The sequence below is a fragment of the Streptomyces chlorus genome (assembly GCF_042655885.1).
Lineage (GTDB): Bacteria > Actinomycetota > Actinomycetes > Streptomycetales > Streptomycetaceae > Streptomyces > Streptomyces chlorus.
The window spans coordinates 72,034-93,814 of the sequence record NZ_JBHSOA010000053.1 but is presented as its reverse complement, the minus strand read 5'-3'; the positions used below and the strand labels follow the sequence as shown (position 1 = coordinate 93,814).

Annotated in this window: 13 protein-coding genes; 10 read left to right on the top strand and 3 right to left on the bottom strand. The window is 72.7% G+C overall.

What is annotated here, in order from left to right; all coding sequences use genetic code 11:
* The first annotated feature begins 90 nt into the window (after positions 1-90).
* The 5 genes from ACFPZI_RS24230 to moeZ all read left to right on the top strand — a co-directional run bounded on the left by ACFPZI_RS24230 (position 91) and on the right by moeZ (position 6,168).
* A complete protein-coding gene (locus ACFPZI_RS24230) occupies positions 91-1,875 on the top strand; it encodes a DUF3492 domain-containing protein (protein ID WP_381366640.1) in 1,785 nt (594 codons plus the stop codon).
* Positions 1,872-3,035 carry a hypothetical protein gene (locus ACFPZI_RS24225; RefSeq protein ID WP_381366637.1) on the top strand — a complete coding sequence of 388 codons (1,164 nt, stop codon included), beginning with the start codon at positions 1,872-1,874 and terminating at the stop codon, positions 3,033-3,035. Before ACFPZI_RS24230 ends, ACFPZI_RS24225 begins: the two co-directional genes overlap by 4 nt.
* 40 nt (positions 3,036-3,075) lie before the next feature.
* A complete protein-coding gene (locus ACFPZI_RS24220) occupies positions 3,076-4,089 on the top strand; it encodes an NAD-dependent epimerase/dehydratase family protein (RefSeq protein WP_381366634.1) in 1,014 nt (337 codons plus the stop codon).
* Positions 4,077-4,925 (top strand): spherulation-specific family 4 protein, encoded by an 849-nt coding sequence (locus ACFPZI_RS24215; RefSeq protein ID WP_381366631.1) that lies wholly within the window; start codon positions 4,077-4,079, stop codon positions 4,923-4,925. The genes ACFPZI_RS24220 and ACFPZI_RS24215 overlap by 13 nt, the downstream gene beginning before the upstream one ends.
* 64 nt (positions 4,926-4,989) lie before the next feature.
* Positions 4,990-6,168, top strand: coding sequence for an adenylyltransferase/sulfurtransferase MoeZ (gene moeZ / locus ACFPZI_RS24210; RefSeq protein ID WP_381366628.1), 1,179 nt, complete (start codon positions 4,990-4,992; stop codon positions 6,166-6,168).
* 88 nt (positions 6,169-6,256) lie between these two features.
* On the opposite strand, the gene ACFPZI_RS24205 is transcribed toward moeZ, so the two are convergent.
* A complete protein-coding gene (locus ACFPZI_RS24205) occupies positions 6,257-7,756 on the bottom strand; it encodes an alpha/beta hydrolase (RefSeq protein ID WP_381366625.1) in 1,500 nt (499 codons plus the stop codon).
* 152 nt (positions 7,757-7,908) lie between these two features.
* Positions 7,909-10,698, bottom strand: a complete 2,790-nt coding sequence (locus ACFPZI_RS24200; RefSeq protein ID WP_381366622.1) for a lysylphosphatidylglycerol synthase transmembrane domain-containing protein — start codon at positions 10,696-10,698, stop codon at positions 7,909-7,911.
* A 198-nt stretch (positions 10,699-10,896) separates the two neighbouring features.
* On the opposite strand from ACFPZI_RS24200, the gene ACFPZI_RS24195 reads away from it, so the two are divergent.
* From ACFPZI_RS24195 to nudC, 5 genes are all read left to right on the top strand, one after another.
* Complete coding sequence (locus ACFPZI_RS24195) at positions 10,897-11,340, top strand: MGMT family protein (protein WP_381366619.1); 444 nt, start codon at positions 10,897-10,899, stop codon at positions 11,338-11,340.
* Between the two features lie 219 nt (positions 11,341-11,559).
* On the top strand, positions 11,560-14,904 hold the full coding sequence (locus ACFPZI_RS24190) for an ATP-dependent helicase (RefSeq protein ID WP_381366616.1): 3,345 nt from the start codon (positions 11,560-11,562) through the stop codon (positions 14,902-14,904).
* A 215-nt stretch (positions 14,905-15,119) separates the two neighbouring features.
* Positions 15,120-18,740 carry a UvrD-helicase domain-containing protein gene (locus ACFPZI_RS24185; RefSeq protein WP_381366613.1) on the top strand — a complete coding sequence of 1,207 codons (3,621 nt, stop codon included), beginning with the start codon at positions 15,120-15,122 and terminating at the stop codon, positions 18,738-18,740.
* A gap of 10 nt (positions 18,741-18,750) precedes the next feature.
* Positions 18,751-20,163 (top strand): dipeptidase, encoded by a 1,413-nt coding sequence (locus tag ACFPZI_RS24180; RefSeq protein WP_381366610.1) that lies wholly within the window; start codon positions 18,751-18,753, stop codon positions 20,161-20,163.
* A 142-nt stretch (positions 20,164-20,305) separates the two neighbouring features.
* Positions 20,306-21,262: an NAD(+) diphosphatase gene (nudC, locus tag ACFPZI_RS24175; protein ID WP_381366607.1), complete on the top strand. Its 957-nt coding sequence runs from the start codon at positions 20,306-20,308 to the stop codon at positions 21,260-21,262.
* Between the two features lie 159 nt (positions 21,263-21,421).
* Here the strand turns inward: nudC and ACFPZI_RS24170 are convergent, their stop codons facing one another.
* The gene (locus ACFPZI_RS24170; RefSeq protein WP_381366604.1) at positions 21,422-21,664 is read right to left on the bottom strand and encodes a mycoredoxin; all 243 of its coding nucleotides are present in this window, start codon (positions 21,662-21,664) and stop codon (positions 21,422-21,424) included.
* Positions 21,665-21,781: the final 117 nt, after the last annotated feature.

The following is a 21,781-nucleotide window of genomic DNA, read 5'->3' as shown; positions in this document are numbered from 1 at the left end:
TCACGCCCCCACCTTGTCCGATTACGTTCGTCCCGCTGCGAGCCGCCGGGTCAACGGCGGCTCCCCATACGGGAGATCGGGGGTGCACTCGTGCGCATCGGACTGCTTACGGAGGGTGGCTACCCATATGTGAGCGGTGACGCCGGACTCTGGTGCGACCGTCTCGTGCGCGGACTCGGGCACCACGAGTTCGACGTCTACGCGTTCAGTCGCAGCGAGGCCCAGGAGGACGACGGCTGGATGCCGCTGCCGCCGCAGGTCGGACGGGTGCGTACCGCGCCGCTGTGGACCGCCGAGGACGACGGGGTGGTGCACGGCCGACGCGCGCGCCGGCGCTTCGCCGAGCACTACGGCGAACTCGCCGCCGTCCTCTGCGCGTCGGACCCCGCGACACCCGACGCGAGTCACGGGACGGAAGGGACGACCCGCGCCCCGGCCGAGGCGGACCGTTTCGCCGGAGCTCTGTACGGCCTCGCCGAACTCGCCCGCGACGAGGGCGGTCTCGCAGCCGCCCTCCGCTCCGAGACCGCCGTACGTGCCCTGGAACGCGCCTGTCGTGCGCCCCGCGTGCTGCCCGCCGCGCGGGAGGCCCGTGTGCCGGACCTGCTGGCTGTGGCCGCGCACCTGCACGAGGCCCTGCGCCCCCTCTCGCTCGACTGGTACGAGGAGGACGGGCTCGGCGCGGTCGACCTGTGCCACGCCGCCTCCGGCGGCACGGCCGCCCTTCCGGGCCTGCTCGCCCGCCACTTCTTCGACGTCCCCCTGCTGGTGACCGAGTACGGCGTACGGCTGCGCACGCACTATCTGACCCGGCCGGACTCCTCACCCGCCGTCCGGTCCCTCCTCGCGGCCTTCCACGGCCGGCTCGCCGCCGAGACCTACCGGCGGGCCGCTTTCATCACCCCGGGCAACTCGCACGCCCGCCGCTGGCAGGAGCGCTGCGGCGCCGACCGGGCGAAGGTCCGCACGGTCCACCCCGGGATGGACGCGGCGCCCTTCGCGGAGGTGGGCGAGTCCCCGGAGCGCGCCGATCCGCACACCCTCGTCTGGACCGGCCGGGTAGAGCCCGCCAAGGACCTGGTCTCGCTGCTGCACGCGTTCGCCGGGATCCGCACGGCCGAGCCCGGGGCCCGCCTGCGGATCATCGGCGGCCCGGCCGGCCCCGAGGGCGCCCCCTATCTCGAGCACTGCCGGGAACTGGCCGCGCGGCTCTTCCCGGACGGGGCCGGGGGCCCGCACGCCGACGGCGCCGGTCCGGTGTCCTTCGAGGAGATCGGCGGCCCGGGGCTCACCGGCCCCGCCGACGCGTATGCCGCAGGTGCCGTGACCGTTCTGTCCAGCGTGGTCGAAGGCTTCCCCGCCGGACTCGTCGAGGCGATGTTCGCCGGCCGCGCGACGGTGTCCTCGGATGTCGGTGCGGTGGTCGAGGTCATCGGCGGCACCGGACTCGTCGTACCGCCGCGCGATCCGCGGGCGCTCGCCGAGGCGTGCGTGGCGCTGCTGCGCGACCCCGAGCGGCGTGCGCGCCTCGGTGCCGCCGCGCGCGCCCGCGCACTCGAGCTGTTCACCGTCGAGCAGAACGTCGCCGCGTTCCACGACCTGTACCTGGAGATCGTCGCGCGCACCCCGGTCCGCCGCGTCCCCCTGAACGGCACGGGTGATCCCTTGCCCTTCGCCGCCCCGATCGAGGCCCACGTCCCCGGCCACTGGGCCGACCTCGCCTCCCGCCGGTCGCCCCGTACCGCCCCCACCTGGGCCACGGACACGCCGGTGCGGGCCCCCGCTCCGGCTCGGGCGGCCCCCGTCCCGGCTCGGGCGGCCCCCAACCCGGTGCCGGACGTATCGCCGGTCCCCGCGACGGAGGCGGCACGATGACGGGCCTCGACGAACTGGACCGCGAGTCCGCGCAGCCAGGCGCCGGCCAAGGCACCGCCGACCCCGTGAAGGCGCTGCTGCACCGCCATCGTGAGCTGTGCGAGCGCGCGGTGGACCCCCTGGAGATCGCGGCGGGCCTGGAGGCGCACGGCGTCACCGACCGGACCGCCGCGCGCTTCAAGCACCGGGACGTCTTCTCCCTCGCGGAGGAGCTGTACGCCCGGATCCCGCGCGACGGCGACACCCCCCGCCCCTCCGCCGCCACGACCGCCCCGGGGCCCCGCGCCGGCTGGATCGTCCTCACCCTGCTCCCCGGTGTCCTCGGCCTCGCGTCGGTGGCCGCCCTGCGCCTCACCCACGGCCAGAGCCGCGTCTACGCGGTCGCCGCGGGCGTCCTGGCCATCGCCCTGGCCATGCGCGCGGCCCTTCGACGAGGCAGCCCGCTCGGTGCCCCGCCCGCCCCGCCCACCACGGGCACGGCGGCCTGGACCTGCTGGCTCATCGGCTACGCCCTCCTGGGCGACGGCCTGCTCCACACCGCGATCACCGGCGGCCCCGACGGCCCGCCCACCGGCGGTCCCGGCGGTCCCGGCGGCGACTGGGCGCTCGCTGTCGCCCCGGCCCTGGCCCTCATTCTGGCCTTCGCCCCCGGAGCCTGGAGTGCCCGGCTCTTCGCCGTACAGGCCCGCCGCAAGGTCGCGGCCAGTCGCGGCCTCGAAGACTTCGCCGACTCCGTGCGCCCCCTGCTGTTCGGAACCTTCGCCCTGTTCCTGTGCGCCCTGGCAGCTCTCTTCGCCCTCTGCGCCACGGCCCTGGACGAGCCCTTCACCCACCATGAAGTGCTCACCCTGGGCGCCCTCCTCTTCCTGGCCCGCCTCCTCACCCTCCACGGCTTCACCCACGCGCCGAAGGTGATCCTCGCTGCCGCGGCCCTCGCCCAGGCGGCGGCCCTGGCCACGGTCTTCGCGGCCCGACTGCCCGGCTGCGGGGCGCTGGCCACTCCCGTGGAAACCCTGGTCACCGTCTGGGACCCCAGTGGCATCACCACCCTCATCTGCGGCGCGGCCGCTCTGACCCTTCTGATCCACGCAGCACGCACCCTCACCCGAGCCTCGGCCCACGCCCAGCCGGAGGCACCACCCCAAGGAGATCCAGCATGATCACCCGTCCAGCAGCCTCGGCCGTCACAGGAGCCGCCCGATGAGAGTCCTGCTGATCGGAGCCAACGGGTACATCGGCCGCTTCGTCGCCGACCGTCTGCTCGCCGACCCGGCCGTCCAGCTCACCGTCCTCGGCCGCGGCGACGACGCCGACGTCCGCTTCGACCTCGCCACCGGCAGCCCCGGCGCGCTCACCCGGTTCCTCGACGCCGTCCACCCCGGCGTCGTGGTCAACTGCGCCGGCACCACCCGCGGCGGAGCCCGCGACCTCACCCGGCACAACACCGTCGCCGTCGCCACCGTCTGCGAGGCCCTGCGCCGCAGCGGCTGCGGCGCCCGGCTCGTACAGATCGGCTGCAGTGCCGAGTACGGACCCAGCCAGTCCAACTCCTCCACGGCGGAAGACGCGGTCCCCCGCCCCGGCGGCCCGTACGGCGTGAGCAAGCTCGCCGCGACCGAACTCGTCCTCGGCTCCGGCCTGGACGCCGTGGTCCTGCGGGTCTTCTCGCCCGCGGGACCCGGCACCCCCACCGGTTCGCCGCTCGGCCGCCTCGCCGAGGCCATGCGCCGGGCCATGCAGTCCGGCGACGGCGAACTGAAGCTCGGCGGTCTCGGCGTTCAGCGCGACTTCGTCGACGTCCGGGACGTGGCCCGTGCCGTGCACGCGGCCTCGCTCTCCGCCGCGCAGGGGGTCATCAACATCGGTTCGGGCCGTGCCGTCCGCCTGCGGGACGCCGCCGCGGTGCTCGCCCGCGTGGCCGGATACGGTGGCGCCCTCCAGGAGCTCGACGGCCCGCCCGGCGCCCACGCCTCCCACAGCGGTCACGCGGGGCACACCGCCGCCCACACCCCGCATCTCAGGCCGGTCATCGGACACCCTCGCGGTGAGTCCGACCATCACGCGGCCTCGGTCGCGTTCCCGTACCCCGACGGCTGCGGCAGCTGGCAGCAGGCGGATGTGCGCACCGCGCGCGACCGGCTCGGCTGGCGCCCCCGGATCAATCTCGAGGAGTCCCTCGCCGACATCTGGATGGAGGCGGCATGTCGTATCTGATCAACCGGAGCCATCCGGGCCATCCGGGCCATTCGAGCAGTCCGGGCCGTCCGAGCGCTCCGGGCCGTCCCGTCCATCCGGCCGCCGCGGGCGACAGCAGGCCCGGCACCGGCACCGGCACCGGTGTCCGTACCGGCTTCGGAGTACCCGGCCTGGCGCATCCCCTTCTCGCCCCGGCCGAGTGGAACGCGCTCACCCGCCCGGGAGGCGCGAGCCCTCTGCACTGGGTCGTCCTGAACGTGGCCAACGGACCCGGAGTGCAACCCGACCCGAGCTGCCTGGAAGCGGCCGGCCGCCTGCGCAACGCCGGTGTCCGTATTCTGGGCCATCTCGACTCGGCATATGGCCTCCGGGACTTCGGCAAGCTGATCTCGGACGCGCACCGGTTCATCGACTGGTATCAGGCCGACGGATTCCTCCTGGACCGCTGTCCCGCGGACCGCGCCGCGCTCCCCGCGGTCCGACGCGCGGTCCATACGCTCCGGGTGATCCGTGACGATGCTCACATCGTCCTCGGTCACGGGACCCACCCGCACCCCGGCCACGCCGGCATCGCCGACCAACTGGTCACTTTCTCCGGCGCGTGGCACGACTACCGCTGGTCCCAGGTGGCCGAGTGGACCGTCGACCATCCGCCCGAGCGCTTCTGCCACTTCGTCCACGGAGTGCCCCGGCCGCATCTGGAGGAGGCGCTGCGCATCGCCCGCTGGCAGGGCGCCGCGACCGTCTGGTTCACCGACCGCACCGACCGCGACAGCCGCATCAAGCCCTGGGAGCCGTTGCCCGGCTACTGGGACGACGTTGTCTCGCAGGTCGGGATGGGTGTCTCGGAATGAAAAAGGCCATGGCACTGTTGGGGGGAAGAACAACCGTAGTGATTGATCGACCAACGGAGTCCCCGTGTCGTTGCCACCCCTGGTCGAGCCGGCCGCCGAGCTCACCGTAGACGAGGTCCGCAGGTACTCCCGCCACCTGATCATCCCCGATATGGGGATGGCCGGGCAGAAGCGGCTGAAGAACGCCAAGGTGCTGTTCGTCGGCGCCGGTGGCCTGGGTTCGCCGGGGCTGATGTATCTGGCCGCGGCGGGCGTGGGCACGCTCGGCATCGTGGAGTTCGACGAGGTCGACGAGTCGAACCTGCAGCGACAGGTCATCCACAGCCAGGCCGACATCGGCCGGCCCAAGGCCGAGTCCGCGCGCGACACGGTCAAGGGCATCAACCCCTACGTGAACGTGATCCTCCACGAGGAGCGCCTCGAGGCCGACAACGTGATGGGCCTCTTCAGCGACTACGACCTCATCGTCGACGGCACGGACAACTTCGCGACCCGGTACCTGGTCAACGACGCGTGCGTGCTGTTGAACAAGCCCTACGTCTGGGGCTCGATCTACCGCTTCGACGGCCAGGCCTCCGTGTTCTGGTCCGAGCACGGCCCCTGCTACCGCTGCCTCTACCCGGAGCCCCCGCCCCCCGGCATGGTCCCCTCCTGCGCCGAGGGCGGCGTCCTGGGCGTGCTGTGCGCGTCCATCGGCTCCATCCAGGCCAACGAGGCCATCAAGCTCCTCGCCGGCATCGGTGAGCCGCTCGTCGGCCGCCTGATGATCTACGACGCCCTGGAGATGCAGTACCGCCAGGTCAAGGTCCGTAAGGATCCCGACTGCGCGATCTGCGGCGAGAACCCGACCGTCACCGAACTCATCGACTACGAGGCCTTCTGCGGCGTCGTCTCCGAGGAGGCCCAGGCGGCGGCCGCCGACTCCACGATCACTCCCAAGCAGCTCAAGGAGTGGATCGACGAGGGCGAGAACATCGAGATCATCGACGTCCGGGAGCCGAACGAGTTCGAGATCGTCTCCATCCCCGGCGCCCGGCTGATCCCGAAGAACGAGTTCCTCATGGGCAGCGCCCTGGAGAACCTCCCGCAGGACAAGAAGATCGTCCTGAACTGCAAGACGGGCGTCCGCAGTGCGGAAGTCCTCGCGGTCCTGAAGTCCGCGGGCTTCGCCGACGCCGTCCACGTCGGCGGTGGCGTGGTCGGCTGGGTCAACCAGATCGAGCCGGCGAAGCCGATCTACTGACCGGTCCGCCGGCCCCGGGACGCCACCGCGATCCCCGACAGGTCCCGGGCGGGGGCTTCGCGCCACGGGTGCGAAGCCCCCGCCGCCGTCATGAGCAGACCTTGCCGTCCTTCGGCACCGTGCCGTCCAGCAGATACGCGTTCACGGTGGAGTCGACACAGTCGCTCCCACTGCCGTACGCGCCGTGACCCTCGCCCTCCCAGGTGAGCACGATCCCCACGCCCTTGCCCAGCTCGTCCGCCATCCGCTGCGCGCCCTCGTACGGAGTGGCGGGATCGCCGGTGTTGCCGATCACCAGGACCGGAGCGGCGCCCGGCGCGCTCACCTCCGGGGTGTCGTGCTGACCGGGGACCGGCCAGTCGTGGCACCAGCCGGCCGTGTCCCAGCCGAGGAAGGGGCCGAACACCGGCGAGATCCGCTCGAACTCCGACAGCAGTTTCCCGGTCTGGGCCGCGGTCATCCGCTGCTTGTCGTCCAGGCACGATATGGCCCGCTGCGAGTGGGTCGTCGTGCCGTACTTACCTGACGCGTCCCGTTCGTTGTAGCCGTCGGCCAGCGCCAGCAGCTCCGAGCCGTCGCCCTCCTCGGCCGCCTCCAGTGCGCTGGTCAGCACCGGCCAGCCGTCCTTGCTGTACAGGGGGAGGAAGATGCCGGTCAGCGCCAGCGACTGGGTCAGCTCCCGCCCCTTCGAGGACGTCGGCAGCGGCTCGGCGTCGATTCGCTCCAGCAGCTCCGCTGTCTCACGCGACCCCTGCTCGGGGTCCCGGCCGGTGGACTTCAGATAGTTGTCCAGCGCGCGCTGGAACCCACGGGTCTGGTTCTGGGCGTGCCCCACGGTGTCGGCGCTCGGGTCGACCACCGCGTCGAGCGTCAGCCGTCCCACCTTCTTCGGGAACAGGTGGGCGTAGACGCCGCCGAGTTCGGTGCCGTAGGAGATGCCGAAGTAGTTGAGCCTGTCGTCGCCGAGAGCCTGCCGGATGCGGTCCATGTCGCGGGCGGTGTCGGTGGTCGACACATGGGCCAGCAGCTTGCCGGCCGACTCCTCGCAGCCCTTGCCGAAGTCCGCCGCGTCCGCGAGGTACGCCTGCTCCTCGGCCGGGGTGTCCGGGGTGGAGTCCACCGACTCGGCCGCCTGGATCTCCTCGTCGTCCCGGCACCGGATGCCCTCGCTGGCGGCCACCCCACGCGGGTCCCAGCTCACCAGGTCGTACCGCTCGCGCAGTTTCGAGGTGGTGGTGGCGTAGGAGGGCATCGTGGTGGCGTAGGAGGGCATCATGGACACGCCGGAGCCGCCGGGCCCGCCGAAGTTGAACAGCAGGGACCCGAGGCGGTCGTCCCCCGTGGCCTTCGCCCGGATCAGCGCCAGCCCGATCGTCCCGCCGTCCGGCTCCGACCAGTCCAGCGGCACCCGGAGGGTGCCGCACTGCCATTCCTCACCGGGCGCGGGCGTGTCCCCGGAGGCCTCGCAGCGCCCCCAGTCGATCGCCGTACCGCCCCTGTCGTGGTCGTCGGATCCGCCGCCGCTGCATCCTGCCGTCAGCAGCGCGGCACAGGCCGCAAGAGCCGTCCACCGTGCGAAACGCGTCATGTGCCCCATTCCCCTCGCGGGCCGTCCGCACCGTGCGGCGGATGGCGGTCAGGCCATGGTAGGCAGGTCCCACGTTCACCGTGGAAGCCTGTGGATAACCATCTGACCTGCTGTTTTGTGATGTCTTTGCCTGCTCGCGCTGCCCGCTGCGGCTACAGCGCTTCCTTGCGGGTGAGGTGGTTGAAGGCCAGCCATCCCGGGAGCACCGGCAGCCACAGGGTCAGCAGCCGGAACAGCAGCACCGCCGGCGCGGCGACCTCGCTGGGCAGTCCGACCGCGATCAGACCGACCGTCAGGGTCGCCTCGACCGCTCCCACACCACCCGGGGTGGGCGCCGCCGACCCCAGCGCGTTGCCCGCGAGGAAGACCACCGCGACCCCGGCCAGGCTGATCGACGTCGTCTCGTCGCCGAACGCCTGGACGGAGGCGTACAGGCACAGCACGAAGCAGGCGGTCAGCAGCAGCATGCCGCCGATGCCGGTGGCCAGCTTCTGTGGGCGTTGCAGCACATCGAGCATCCGCGGCACGACACCCGCGAAGAGCGACCGCACGCGCGTGAAGAGGAACTTCCGCAGGAACGGCACCGAGGTCACCACCAGCACCAGCACCGCCACCGTCAGCAGACCCGCGATGACCGTACGGGACGGCGACAGCGAGGGCGTCTTCTCGGTACCGGTCAGATAGCCGAACGCCAGCAGCATCAGGATGTGGCAGCCCAGCCCGAACAGCTGGGACGCGCCGACACTCGCCACCGCGAGCCCCGGCCGCACCCCGGCACGCTGGAGGAACCGGGTGTTCAGGGCGACACCGCCCACCGCCGCCGGGGCGACGAGCTTCACGAAGGAACCGGCGACCTGCGCCGCCACCGTCCTGACGAACGGCACCCGCTCCGGCACGAACCCCAGCAGCGCCAGGGCCGCGGCGAAGTAGCTGGCGGCCGAGAACAGTGCGGCCGCCGCCACCCAGCCCCACTCCGCGTTGGCGATCAGCGGCCCGAACTCGATGTGGGTGAGCTGCGTCAGCAGGAAGTACCCGCCGATGGCGCCGGCGATGAAACTGATCAGCGTGCGCGGACGCACCCGCTCGAGGCGGACCGGCTCGACCGGCGCCTGCGGCCTGATCCGCAGCACCTCGTGCCGGATCTGCGTGAGCAGGTCCTCCTCGCGGGCTTCCTCCAACGCCTCGTCGATCGCCCGCTTCTCGGCCCGCTGCTCCGCGCGTACGGCCTTCTTGTCGGGCTTCCCGGCCATGGCGGGCCCGTCGGCCGAGGACTTCCCGGAGGGGTCCGCGGCCTGCTCCGCGCGTAGCTGCTTGGCCTGGCGGGAGGCCTCCAGGACCGCCTCACGCTCGCGCTCGGCCCGCTCCCGGGCGAGCCGGCGCAGCGTCGCGCGCGTGGAGCGGCTCAGCGCGATGGGCTGAAGCATCGGCAGACAGTCCGCCACGGCGTCGGGGCCGAGCACGCTCAGAGCCGAGGCCACCGCGCGTTCGGCACCCACCCGGAGCCCCAGCGTCACCAGCAGCTGGGAGACGTCTATGCGCAGCAGCAGTTCGCCGGCCGCGATCTCCCCGACCCGCAGATCGGTGAGGATCACCGTGCCGGAACGATCCACCAGGATCGCGTCGCCGACCAGCCTGCGGTGCGCGATCCGGCGGGACTGCAACGCCTGCACCTGACGCCAGGTGTCGCGCAACAGCGCGTCGGTGATCTCCTCGTCCGGCAACGAGTCGAGGGCGCGCCCGCCGCTGTGCTCGTAGACGAGCATCACCGCGTCGGGGCCGAGCTCGGACATCGCGATCAGCTTCGGCGCGTTGGCACCGGCCGCGATGGCCGCGTACGCCAGCAGTGCCTCCTGCTCGAGCGCCTGGCGCAGGGACTGGAAGCTTCTGCGGGTGGCGAAGCCGCGCAGGGTCAGATTGCGCCACGCGCGGTAGAAGAAGCCCTGTGCCTGCTGCTCGCGGTCGACCACGGTCACGTCCAGCGGCGGACCGTCCTCCAGGGCGACGAAGTACCGGCGGCCCCGGTCCCCGGCCTCGACGACGTCCGGCGCCTCCTGGCGGGACGCGCTCACCGGATGGAAGCCGACGGTCCGCAGGCCCGCCATCAGGGTCTGCCCGGTGGGGCGCACATTGGGCGACCCGACCGCATAGAGGGTGCCGTACGCGACGGTCCAGCCGAGCAGCACCGTCAGGATGACCGAGAACGGAGTCGTGTACCCGGTGACCAGCATCGAGAAGGCATCGAGGAGCAGCACGACCCACAGCACCGTGCGCCATCTGGGTCTGCGGGACATGCCGACGGCTGTCATGTAGGCGATGACGGGTGCCAGGTAGCCGTGCACCGGATCGGTGAGGGCGTGGATGTCACCGGGGGAGGGCTGGGTCAGCGCCTCCTGGATCGAGCCGGGGGCCGCCCGCGCGACCCACAGATCGGTGGCGAGTGTCACTCCGTGCGCGAGGACGGCGGCGAGCACACCGTCGGCGATCCGCAGCCCGTCCCGTTTGATCAGCCGTTCGATGGCGAAGGCGACCGGCACGAGAAGGATCGCGATGCTGGAGGCCAGACCGGCGATCTTGATGAGCAGGTCGGGCGCCTGACCGGTGCCCTTGGTGATGTCCTGTTCCAGCCCCGAGGTGGTGCCGTGGGCGAACGCGGCGATCGCCAGCAGCACCCCGATGGCAAGCACACCCACCAGGAGCCGCATGAGATCGGACGGACGGTGCACGCGCGCGGGGAGGAGGGGTTCGTCGCCCTCGACCTCGTCGATGCGCGCCGGATCGGTGCCGTCGGTGCCGTGGGCATCCAGAGCAGCCTGCTTCCCGGCCGCCTCGGTGCCGGCGTCCTCGGTGCCGGCGTCCTGTGGATCGGTGCGACCGGTGTCCGGGCGCGACGAAGCGTCAGGGGTGCCCCCCGTGTCCCCGGGGTGCGCACCCTGCTCCGTCATTGCCTCTTCTTGATCTCGTATCACCAGTCACCGCCCGCACGATGGTGGCATGCCGCATCGCCGCACGCGGGCAGCAGGGTCGATGTGCGGGGTCGCACAGTCTGCCCGAAGTGCGGTTCCCGGGCGAGGCGTATACACACCCCGGTGCGCGTCACATCGCCGGTCGCGTTGTCGGTGGGGTGGTGCAGGATGGGCCTGATGAGCCAGCAGCGCCTTCCGTCCGACACCGGCCCGGAGCACGCGGGCACCCTGCCCGAGTACGCCGAGCTGGTCCTCGACGTGGCCGAGCGGATCCCGCCGGGCCGTGTGATGACGTACGGCGACGTGGCCGAGTGGCTGGGGGAGGGCGGCCCCCGGCAGGTGGGGCGCGTGATGGCGCTCTACGGGGGAGCCGTCCCGTGGTGGCGGGTCGTCCGCGCGGACGGGGTGCTGCTGCCGGGCCACGAGCTGAGAGCCCTCGACCACTACCGCGCGGAGGGAACCCCCCTGAAGGAGGCGAGCCGGGCCGCCGACGGGCACCTGCCGCGCCTCGAGATGAAGCGCGCGCGGTGGGACGGCGGCGGGCACACGGACGGAGGCGGGCAGGCGGGGGATCACATCGGCCGGCTTCCGCCATCGGACGTACCGCCGTGCGACCTGTGATCCGTACGGGGGAAACGGGGCACGTCCGTGGCATGACGTACGTTCGTGAGGCGGGTGACACGAGTGCCGCATGTGTCGGGAGGGAAGAAGCGGAAGCTCTGCTTCCGTACTCTCCGTCGGCGTAGCGTCAACCGCACGTGTCCCCCTCGACCCCGCGGCCACCGCCCTCCACACGCGGTGGAACGGCAACCAGCACACCCACCAGGACCGGCGAACCACGTGAGCTCCTCTTTCTCCAGCAATGGCCTGTCGCACCCCCGGGTGCGGCGGGGGAACCATGGCGCTCATCGACTGGTCCGTACCCCGCCGGCCCGCACATCCCCCCCTCGGCTGGACGCCGCACAACGCTCCGTGGTTGACCACGGGACCGGACCGATGCTCGTCCTCGCAGGTCCAGGCACCGGGAAGACCACCACACTGGTCGAGTCGGTGGCCGCGCGCATCGCCCGCGGAGGTGACCCCGAACGCATCCTCGTGCTGACGTTCAGCCGCAGGGCGGCGGTCGAGCTGCGCGACCGCATGGCCCTGCGGATAGGGGCCGCGCACGCGCCCCAGGCGACCACGTTCCACTCGCTGTGCTACGCCCTGATCCGCGCCCACCAGGACAGCGACCTCTTCGTCGAGCCGCTGCGGCTGCTGTCGGGCCCCGAGCAGGACGTCACCGTCCGTGAGCTGCTCGCGGGCCAGATCGACCTGGAACGCCTCGGCCTGGCACATGTGCGCTGGCCGGACGAACTGCGCGCCTGCCTGACCACCCGCGGCTTCGCCGACGAGGTCCGCGCGGTGCTCGCCCGCAGCCGCGAGCTGGGTCTGGACCCCGGCGCCCTGGACGCCTTCGCCCGCCGCATCGGACGCCCCGACTGGCGTGCCGCGTCCGCCTTCCTCGCCGAGTATCTCGACGTCCTCGACCTGCAGGGCGTCCTCGATTACGCCGAACTGGTCCACCGCGCGGTGCTCCTCGCCCGCCGCCCCGAGACCGCCCGGCAGCTCGCCGCGCGCTACGACGCCGTGTACGTGGACGAGTACCAGGACACCGACCCGGCGCAGGTACGGCTACTGCAGGCGCTGGCCGGCGGCGGCCGCACCCTGGTCGCCCTCGGTGACCCGGACCAGTCGATCTACGCCTTCCGGGGCGCGGACGTGAACGGCATCCTGGACTTCCCCGACGCGTTCCCCCGCGCGGACGGCCGCCCGGCCCCGGTCGAGGTCCTGCGCGTCGCGCGCCGCTCCGGCGCGGCCCTGCTGGCCGCCGCCCGCCTGGTCACCCAGCGCATGCCGCTGCCCCGCCTGCCCGCCGAGAAGGTCCGCGCCCACCGGGAGCTCACCCCGGTACGGGACGGCGGCCGGGCCGAGGTCTACACGTACCCGACCTCCGGCACGGAGCTGGACAACATCGCCGACATCCTGCGCAGGGCCCACCTGGAGGACGGCGTCGCCTGGAACGACATGGCCGTTCTGGTGCGGGCCGGCTCCCGCACCCTTCCCGGCGTCCGCCGCGCCCTCGCCTCGGCGGGCGTCCCGGTGGACGTCGACGGCAACGACCTTCCCCTGCGCCACGAACCGGCGGTGACCCCGCTGCTCACGGCCCTGCGAGCGGTGGCGACGGCGGAGGCGGCCGACGGGCCGGAGCAGGAGCCGGAGGCTCCAGAGCAGAAGCAGGGGCAGGGGCCGGAGCAACCCTGCTGGCTCGACACCGAGACCGCGCTCACCCTGCTCACCTCCCCCCTCGCCGGCATGGACGCCGCAGACCTGCGCCGTCTCGGCCGGGCCCTGCGCGAGGAGGAGCGGGCCGCCGGCAACGTGCTGCCGCCGCCCTCGGACGAACTCCTCGCGCGGGCGCTGGCCGAACCCGAGCGGCTGGTCGTGCACGACCCCACGTACGCGCGCGGAGCCCAGCGGCTCGGCGCGCTGCTGCGCACGGCACGTGAGCGCCTGGCGAGCGGCGGCACCGCCGAGGAGGCGCTGTGGGACCTGTGGGACGGCACCCCGTGGCCCACGCGACTGGAACGCTCCGCCCGCCGCGGCGGTGCGGCCGGACGCAACGCCGACCGGGACCTCGACGCGGTGTGCGCCCTGTTCGCGACCGCCGCCCGCGCGGAGGAACGCACCGGAGGTCGTGGCGCCCTGAACTTCCTGGAGGAGATCGACGCCGAGGACATCGCCGCGGACACCCTCACCCGCCGCGCCGTACGCCCCGACGCCGTACGCCTGATGACCGCGCACCGCGCCAAGGGCCTGGAGTGGCGGCTGGTCGTCGTGGCCGGTGTCCAGGAGGGCCTGTGGCCCGACCTGCGCCGCCGCGGCTCCCTGCTGGAGGCCGACCGTATCGGCCGCGACGGGCTCGCCGAACCGCTCACCCCCGGTGCGCTCCTCGCCGAGGAACGCCGCCTGTTCTACGTCGCCGCCACCCGCGCGCGTGAACGGCTCGTCGTGACGGCCGTGAAGGCCCCCGCCGACGACGGCGACCAGCCCTCCCGCTTCCTGACCGAACTCGGCGTCGAGTCCAAGGACGTCACCGGACGCCCGCGCCGCCCGCTGTCCGTCGCCGCGCTCGTCGCCGAGCTGCGTGCCACCACCGTCGACCCGCGCGTCTCCGACACCCTCAGGGAGGCCGCCGCCCGCAGGCTCGCCCGGCTCGCCGCCCTCGCCGACGAGGACGGCCGCCCCCTGGTGCCGTCCGCCCACCCGTACCGCTGGTGGGGCATGTACGAACCCACCCGGAGCAAGATGCCGCTGCGCAGCCGCGACCAGGCCGTCGTGCTCTCCGGCAGCGCCCTCGACCAGCTCGCCAACACCTGCGCCCTGCAGTGGTTCCTCGGCCGGGAGGTGAAGGCCGACGCCCCCGCGACCGTCGCCCAGGGCTTCGGCAACGTGGTGCACGTCCTCGCCGACGAGGTGGCCTCCGGGCACACTCCGGCCGACCTCGCCGTCCTCATGGAACGGCTCGACTCCGTGTGGAACGCACTGGCCTTCGACGCGCCGTGGAAGTCCCAGCAGGAGAAGCAGAACGCGCGCGTGGCACTCGAACGCTTCCTGAAGTGGCACGTCATGGACCGCACCGGCCGCACCCCGGTGGCCAGTGAGCACGACTTCGACGTCCGGCTCGAAGCCGGCGACTACGAGGTCCGCATCCGCGGTCAGATGGACCGCGTCGAAGCCGACGGCGAGGGCCGCGCCTACGTCGTCGACTTCAAAACCGGCAAGCACGCCCCCAGCTCCGCCGAGGTGGCCCGCCACCCCCAGCTCGCCGTCTACCAGCTCGCCGTGCAGGAGGGCGCCATCGACGAGGTGTTCGACGGGGCACGCCCCGAGACGGGCGGTGCCGAACTGGTCCAGCTGCGCCAGCCGGCCGCCAAGCGGGACGGCGGAGAGACCCTGCCCAAGGTGCAGGCCCAGGAGCCACTGGAGGGGGAGCAGGGAGAGTGGGTCGGCGACCTGCTGGCGACGGCCGCCGGAAAGGTCCTCGACGAACGCTTCACCCCGAGCGCGGGGCAGCACTGTGCCCACTGCGCCTTCCGCGCCTCGTGCAGCGCCCGCCCCGAGGGCCGGCACGTGATCGAGTGACCGGGACGGACCATTGCGGTGGTGCCCACGACCTCGTGAGGCGCATGAGGGCGCGGGTGCAGACCTGGGGGCACACGGTCCGATGGCGCACACGACCTGGTGCGGCCCGTCGGCGGCCGGCGTGACGCATCGCACCACCCGCGCCGACCTGCGGTTCTCCGGCCACTGAGGGGCGGTACGGCCTTTTTGTCAGTGGCCGCCGCTAACCTCTGCATGTGCATGCACGCATCAGCGATCCCGAGCAGCTCAAGGAGCTCCTCGGGATCCCTTTCACCCCCGAGCAGACGGCCTGCATCGTCGCGCCGCCCGCTCCTCAGGTGATCGTGGCCGGAGCCGGCTCCGGCAAGACGACGGTGATGGCGGCACGCGTGGTGTGGCTGGTCGGCACCGGCCAGGTCGCCCCGGAGCAGGTGCTCGGCCTCACCTTCACCAACAAGGCCGCCGGTGAACTCGCCGAACGCGTCCGCAAGGCGCTGATCAAGGCAGGCGTCACCGATCCCGACACCATCGACCCGGACAACCCGCCGGGCGAACCGGTGATCTCCACCTACCACGCCTTCGCGGGCCGCCTCCTGACCGACCACGGGCTGCGCATCGGCCTCGAACCGACCTCCCGCCTCCTCGCCGACGCAACCCGCTACCAGCTCGCCGCGCGGGTGCTGCGCGAGGCCCCCGGCCCCTACCCCGCCCTCACCCGTTCCTTCCCCGACCTGGTCGGCGACCTCCTCACCCTCGACGGCGAACTCTCCGAGCACCTCGTACGGCCCGAGGACCTGCGCGGCCACGACACCGAACTGCTGCGCACCCTGGAGAACATCAAGCTCACCAACGCCGACCTGCGCAAAGTGCCCGAAGCGGCCGCCGCGCGGCGCGAACTCGCCGACCTCGTCCTGCGCTACCGGGCCGCCAAACGCGAACGCGACCTGTTCGACTTCGGCGACCAGATCGCCCTCTCGGCCCGGCTCGCCCGGATCCCCGAGGTGGGCCGCGTCCTGCGCGACGAGTTCCGCGTGGTCCTCCTCGACGAGTACCAGGACACCTCGGTCGCCCAGCGCGTGCTCCTCGCCGGCCTGTTCGGCGGCGGCACCGGCCACCCGGTCACCGCCGTCGGCGACCCCTGCCAGGCGATCTACGGCTGGCGCGGCGCCTCCGTCGCGAACCTCGACGACTTCCCCGAACACTTCGCCCGGGCCGACGGCGGCTCCGCCACCCGCCAGTCGCTCAGCGAGAACCGCCGCAGCGGCGGCCGCCTGCTGGACCTCGCCAACGGCCTCGCCGAGCCCCTGCGTGCCATGCATGCGGGCGTGGAAGCCCTCCGCCCGGCCCCGGGAGCCGAGCGGGACGGCACCGTCCGCTGCGCCCTGCTGCCCACCCACGCCGAGGAACTCGACTGGATCGCCGACTCCATCGCCCACCTCGTACGCACCGGCAAGGAGCCCGGCGAGATCGCCGTCCTGTGCCGCACGGCGACCGACTTCGCCGAGATCCAGAGCACCCTCGTCGCCCGGGACGTACCCGTCGAGGTCGTCGGCCTGTCCGGGCTGCTGCACCTGCCCGAGATCGCCGACCTGGTCGCCGTCTGCGAGGTCCTCCAGGACCCCGGTGCCAACGCCTCGCTCGTCCGTCTGCTGACCGGCCCGCGCTGGTGCATCGGCCCGCGCGACCTCGCCCTCCTCGGCCGCCGCGCGCGCCTGCTCGTGTCCCACGCGCGCGTGAACGGCGAGGACGACCCCGACCGCCGCCTCGCCGAGGCCGTCGAGGGCATCGACCCGTCCGAGGTGATCTCGCTCGCCGACGCCCTCGACACGTTCCTGGAGACCCCGCTGGACGGTCACGGGGATGACGGGCTGCCCTTCTCACCGGACGCGCGCGTGCGGTTCGCCCGGCTGGCCGCCGAACTGCGCGACCTGCGCCGCTCCCTGGCCGACCCGCTGATGGACGTCCTGCACCGCGTCCTCGCCGTCACCGGCCTGGAGATCGAACTGTCGGCGTCCCCGCACGCCCTGGCGGCCCGCCGCCGCGAGACCCTGTCCAACTTCCTCGACATCGCAGCCTCCTTCGCCGCCGGGGACGCCGAGGCCACCCTGCTCGCCTTCCTCGGCTTCCTGCGCACCGCCGCCCAGTACGAGAAGGGCCTCGACAACGCGCTGCCCGGCGGCGAGAACACCGTCAAGGTACTCACGGCGCACAAGTCCAAGGGTTTGGAATGGGACGTCGTGGCCGTCCCGGGACTGGTCACCGGTACCTTCCCCAGCGGCCAAGGCCGCGAGAAATGGACCGCGCAAGGCAAGGTCCTGCCACACGGGCTGCGCGGCGACGCCGACACCCTGCCCGACATCGAATCCTGGGACTCCCGGGGCCTGAAGGCCTTCCACGAGGCGATGAAGGACCACCAGCACACCGAGGAGCTCCGCCTCGGCTACGTCACCTTCACCCGCCCCCGCTCGCTGCTGCTCGGCTCCGGCCACTGGTGGGGGCCCTCCCAGAAGAAGCCGCGCGGGCCGTCCGCGTTCCTCCAGGCCCTCCACGACCACTGCGCCGCCGGGTACGGCGAGATCGAGGCATGGGCGGACGAGCCCGCCGAGGACGACGAGAACCCCGCCCTGCACCGGGCCACCCAGGACCAGGTGTGGCCCCTCCCGCTGGACGACGACGCCCTCGCCCGCCGCCGCGCCGCCGCCGATACCGTCCTGGCCCACCTCGAGAGCCTCGCCGGCCACCCCGGCGATCTTCCCCCGGCCGTACACGCCCCGGACACGTACGACGACCCGGACTGGCCCCTGCCCCCGGACGACGAGGACCTCCCGCCCGACGACGTCGACCCCTTCGCCGACGACGCGTCCGGCGAGGGCGACTGGGACTCCTGGACCGCCGACCGCCCCACCGACAGTCTCCCGGCCGACCGTCCCGTCGACCGCCGCCCCACCATCCCGCACCAAGCGACGGCCCCTGAGCCCACCGGGCCCCCCGACGCCCCGGACCCGGCGGCCCCCGACCCCGTGACTCCGGACCCCTGGGCGGAGCCCGCCACGCCCCGCCTCACGCCGGAGGAGGCCCGTACCGTCGCCTCCTGGGACCGCGACCTCGACGCCCTCACCGGCGAACTGCTGCGCGCCCGTGACAGCATCACCGAGGTCCTGCTGCCCGCGTCGCTCACCGCATCCCAGCTGCTGCGGCTGGCCGCGGACCCGAACGGCTTCGCGCGGGAGCTGGCCCGACCCATGCCCCGCCCGCCGCAGCCGGCCGCCCGCCGCGGCACCCGCTTCCACGCCTGGGTCGAGGCCCGCTTCGAGGAACTGACACTGCCCCTGCTCGAACCGGACGACCTCCCCGGCGGCGAGGCCGAGATCGCCGACGAACACGACCTCGCCGTCCTCAAGGACGCCTTCGAACGCACCGCGTACGCCCACCGCACGCCCTACCGCGTGGAGACCCCCTTCCAGCTGGCGATCGCCGGCCGGGTCGTCCGCGGCCGCATCGACGCCGTCTACCGGCAGGACGGCAGCGATGCGGGCGGAAACGGAAACGGGACCGGGGACAGTGACAGTGACAGTGACAGGAGCGGTGCCGGCGCCGGGACGACGTACGAGATCGTCGACTGGAAGACCGGCCGCGGTCACACTGCCGACCCGCTCCAGCTCGCCGTCTACCGGCTCGCCTGGGCCGAGCAGCAGGGCGTCCCCCTGGAGTCGGTCGGCGCCGCCTTCCTGTACGTACGCACCGGCGAGGTCGTACGCCCCGAGGCGCTGCCGGACCGCGCAGCCATCGAACGGCTGCTGCTGGAAGAACCGTCCGGTGAGATACCGCACTCCGAGGACACCCCCGCGGGCCGATAGGCTCGAGACCATGAGCCAGCCCGTTGACAGTGCCGTCAGCGCCGTCCGTACGTACATCGAGCAGCACCGCGCCACCTTCCTCGACGACCTCACCGAGTGGCTGCGCATCCCCTCGGTGTCGGCCCAGCCCGATCACGCACCCGACGTGCGCCGCAGCGCCGACTGGCTCGCCGCCGCACTCACCGCGACCGGCTTCCCGACCGCCGAGGTCTGGCCGACCCCGGGCGCCCCCGCCGTCTACGCCGAATGGCCCTCCTCGGACCCCGGGGCGCCCATCGTCCTGGTCTACGGCCACCATGACGTGCAGCCGGCCGCCCGGGAGGACGGCTGGCACAGCGAGCCCTTCGAACCCCTCGTCCGGGACAACCGGATGTACGCGCGCGGGGCGGCCGACGACAAGGGCCAGGTGTTCTTCCACACCCTCGGCGTCCGGGCCCACCTCGCCACGACCGGCCGTACCGCCCCCGCAGTGCACCTGAAGCTGCTGATCGAGGGCGAGGAGGAATCCGGCTCACCCCACTTCCGGACCCTCGTCGAGCGGCACGCGGACCGGCTCGCCGCCGACGTGGTGATCGTCTCCGACACCGGGATGTGGTCCGAGGACACCCCCACCGTGTGCACCGGCATGCGCGGCCTCGCCGAGTGCGAGATCCGGCTGCACGGCCCGGACCAGGACATCCACTCCGGTTCCTTCGGCGGCGCGGTGCCCAACCCGGCCACCGCCGTCGCCCGCCTGGTCGCCGCGCTGCACGACGAGCACGCGCGCGTGGCGATCCCCGGCTTCTACGACGACGCCGTCGAGCTCACCGACCGCGAACGCGAACTCTTCGCCGAGCTGCCCTTCGACGAGCAGGAGTGGCTGCGCGCCGCCTCCTCCCACGCCACCGGCGGCGAGGCCGGATACAGCACCCTGGAGCGCGTCTGGGCCCGCCCCACCGCAGAGGTCAACGGCATCGGCGGCGGCTACCAGGGCCCCGGCAGCAAGACGATCATCCCGTCCTCCGCCATGGTCAAACTGTCTTTCCGGCTGGTCGCGGGACAGGACCCCGACCACATCGAGAAGGCCGTCCGCGACTGGGTGGCCGGGCAGATTCCCGACGGCGTCCGGTGCGAGATCGCCTTCAGTCCCGCCACCCGCCCGTGCCTGACCCCGCTGGATCACCCCGCCCTCGAGTCCGTGGCGCGCGCCATGGGCCGGACCTTCGGCACACCCGTCCGCTTCACGCGCGAGGGCGGTTCCGGACCGGCCGCCGACCTCCAGGACGTGCTCGGCGCCCCCGTGCTCTTCCTCGGCATCTCCGTTCCGTCCGACGGATGGCACGCCCCCGACGAGAAGGTCGAACTGGACCTGCTCCTCAAGGGCGCCGAGGCCGCCGCACACCTCTGGGACGACCTCGCCGAGCACTGGCAGCGCGTGCCCTGAACGCTCTCAGGCCGCCCGCGCGGGGCACACTGGAAGCACCCCGCCGCCGCGCGCGCCGCCGGGCCCGGTCGCCTCCCGCCCGTACGACCCGCCGAACCGACCGTCGACCCGAACGCCGATCCCATCCGTTTCACCGGGGGAGTTGGAAGCACCCGTGACCACCTGGACCGACCACACCGCCGACCGCCCCGTCTCGCTCACCGCCCCGAGCGGCATCAACCGCGCCGCCCACCACCGGCTCGACGAAGCATGGCTCGCGGCGGCCTGGAGCCACCCCTCGACGCGCTGCTTCGTGGTCTCCGGCGGCCAGGTCCTCATCGACGAGACGGCCGACGGCCGCACCGAACTCGTCATGACGCCCTCCTTCGAGGCGCCGCTCACCGAAGCACACCGTTATTTCCTGGGCACCGACGAGGACGGCGTCAGCTACTTCGCCCTGCAGAAGGACGCCCTGCCCGGCCGCATGGACGAATCCGCCCGCCGGGCCGGCCTGCGCGAGGCGGGCCTGCTCCTGTCACCCCGCGACGCGGGCCTGATGGTGCACGCGGTCGCCCTGGAGAACTGGCAACGACTGCACCGCTTCTGCTCCCGCTGCGGCGAACGCACCGTCATCGCCGCGGCCGGCCACATTCGCCGCTGCCCGGCCTGCGGCGCCGAGCACTACCCGCGCACCGACCCCGCGGTGATCATGTCCGTCATCGACGACCAGGACCGCATCCTGCTCGGCCGTCAGGTCCACTGGCCCGAGGGCCGCTTCTCGACGCTCGCCGGCTTCGTCGAGCCAGGGGAGTTCATCGAGCAGTCGGTGCGCCGCGAGGTCCACGAGGAGGTCGGCATCAGCGTTGGCGAGGTCGAGTACGTCGCCAGCCAGCCCTGGCCGTTCCCCTCCAGCCTGATGCTGGGCTTCGTCGCCCGCGCCACCTCGACCGAGATCGACGTCGACGGCGACGAGATCCACGAGGCTCGTTGGTTCTCCCGGGACCAACTGGGCGCCGCGTTCGAGTCCGGCGAGGTGCTCCCGCCCTACGGCATCTCGATCGCGGCCCGCCTGATCGAGCGCTGGTACGGCAAGCCCCTCCCGACCCGCACCGCCTTCTGACCCGCACCGCCTTTTGCTCCGCACCGCCTTTTGCTCCGCACCGCCTTTTGCTCCGCGGTGCCTGCTGTACAGCGACAGAACGGGGTGGGCCTCCCACGACCAGGCCTTGACCAGGCCCTCGGTCGGGAACGCCCACCCCGCTCCGGGGGAACCGCTCGCTCAGACGCCGACCTTCTGCTTCACCTGCGCCAACGACGGGTTGGTGAGTGTCGAGCCGTCCTCGAAGAGCATGGTGGGGACCGTCTGGTTCCCGCCGTTCGCCTTCTCCACGAAGGCCGCGGAGTCCGGGTCCTGCTCGATGTTGATCTCGGTGTACGCGATGCCCTCGCGGTCCATCTGACCCTTCAGACGGCGGCAGTATCCGCACCACGTGGTGCTGTACATCGTCACAGTGCTCGGCATGTCTCTCGCGCTCCTTCGGCGACTCGGGGAAGTCCTCGCTGAGGGAGGAACGTACTTGAAAGCTCCACCATTCCCAGGGACCGTGGCACGCCCCACCTGCGTGACGTGATGCCTGCC

Excerpts from the sequence above, each read along its gene's own strand:
- ACFPZI_RS24220 (WP_381366634.1), top strand. The coding sequence starts at position 3,076 with ATGAGAGTCCTGCTGATCGGAGCCAACGGGTACATCGGCCGCTTCGTC.
- ACFPZI_RS24170 (WP_381366604.1), bottom strand. The coding sequence starts at position 21,664 with ATGCCGAGCACTGTGACGATGTACAGCACCACGTGGTGCGGATACTGC.
- ACFPZI_RS24195 (WP_381366619.1), top strand. The coding sequence starts at position 10,897 with ATGAGCCAGCAGCGCCTTCCGTCCGACACCGGCCCGGAGCACGCGGGC.
- ACFPZI_RS24205 (WP_381366625.1), bottom strand. The coding sequence starts at position 7,756 with ATGACGCGTTTCGCACGGTGGACGGCTCTTGCGGCCTGTGCCGCGCTG.
- ACFPZI_RS24215 (WP_381366631.1), top strand. The coding sequence starts at position 4,077 with ATGTCGTATCTGATCAACCGGAGCCATCCGGGCCATCCGGGCCATTCG.
- ACFPZI_RS24180 (WP_381366610.1), top strand. The coding sequence starts at position 18,751 with ATGAGCCAGCCCGTTGACAGTGCCGTCAGCGCCGTCCGTACGTACATC.
- ACFPZI_RS24200 (WP_381366622.1), bottom strand. The coding sequence starts at position 10,698 with ATGACGGAGCAGGGTGCGCACCCCGGGGACACGGGGGGCACCCCTGAC.
- ACFPZI_RS24225 (WP_381366637.1), top strand. The coding sequence starts at position 1,872 with ATGACGGGCCTCGACGAACTGGACCGCGAGTCCGCGCAGCCAGGCGCC.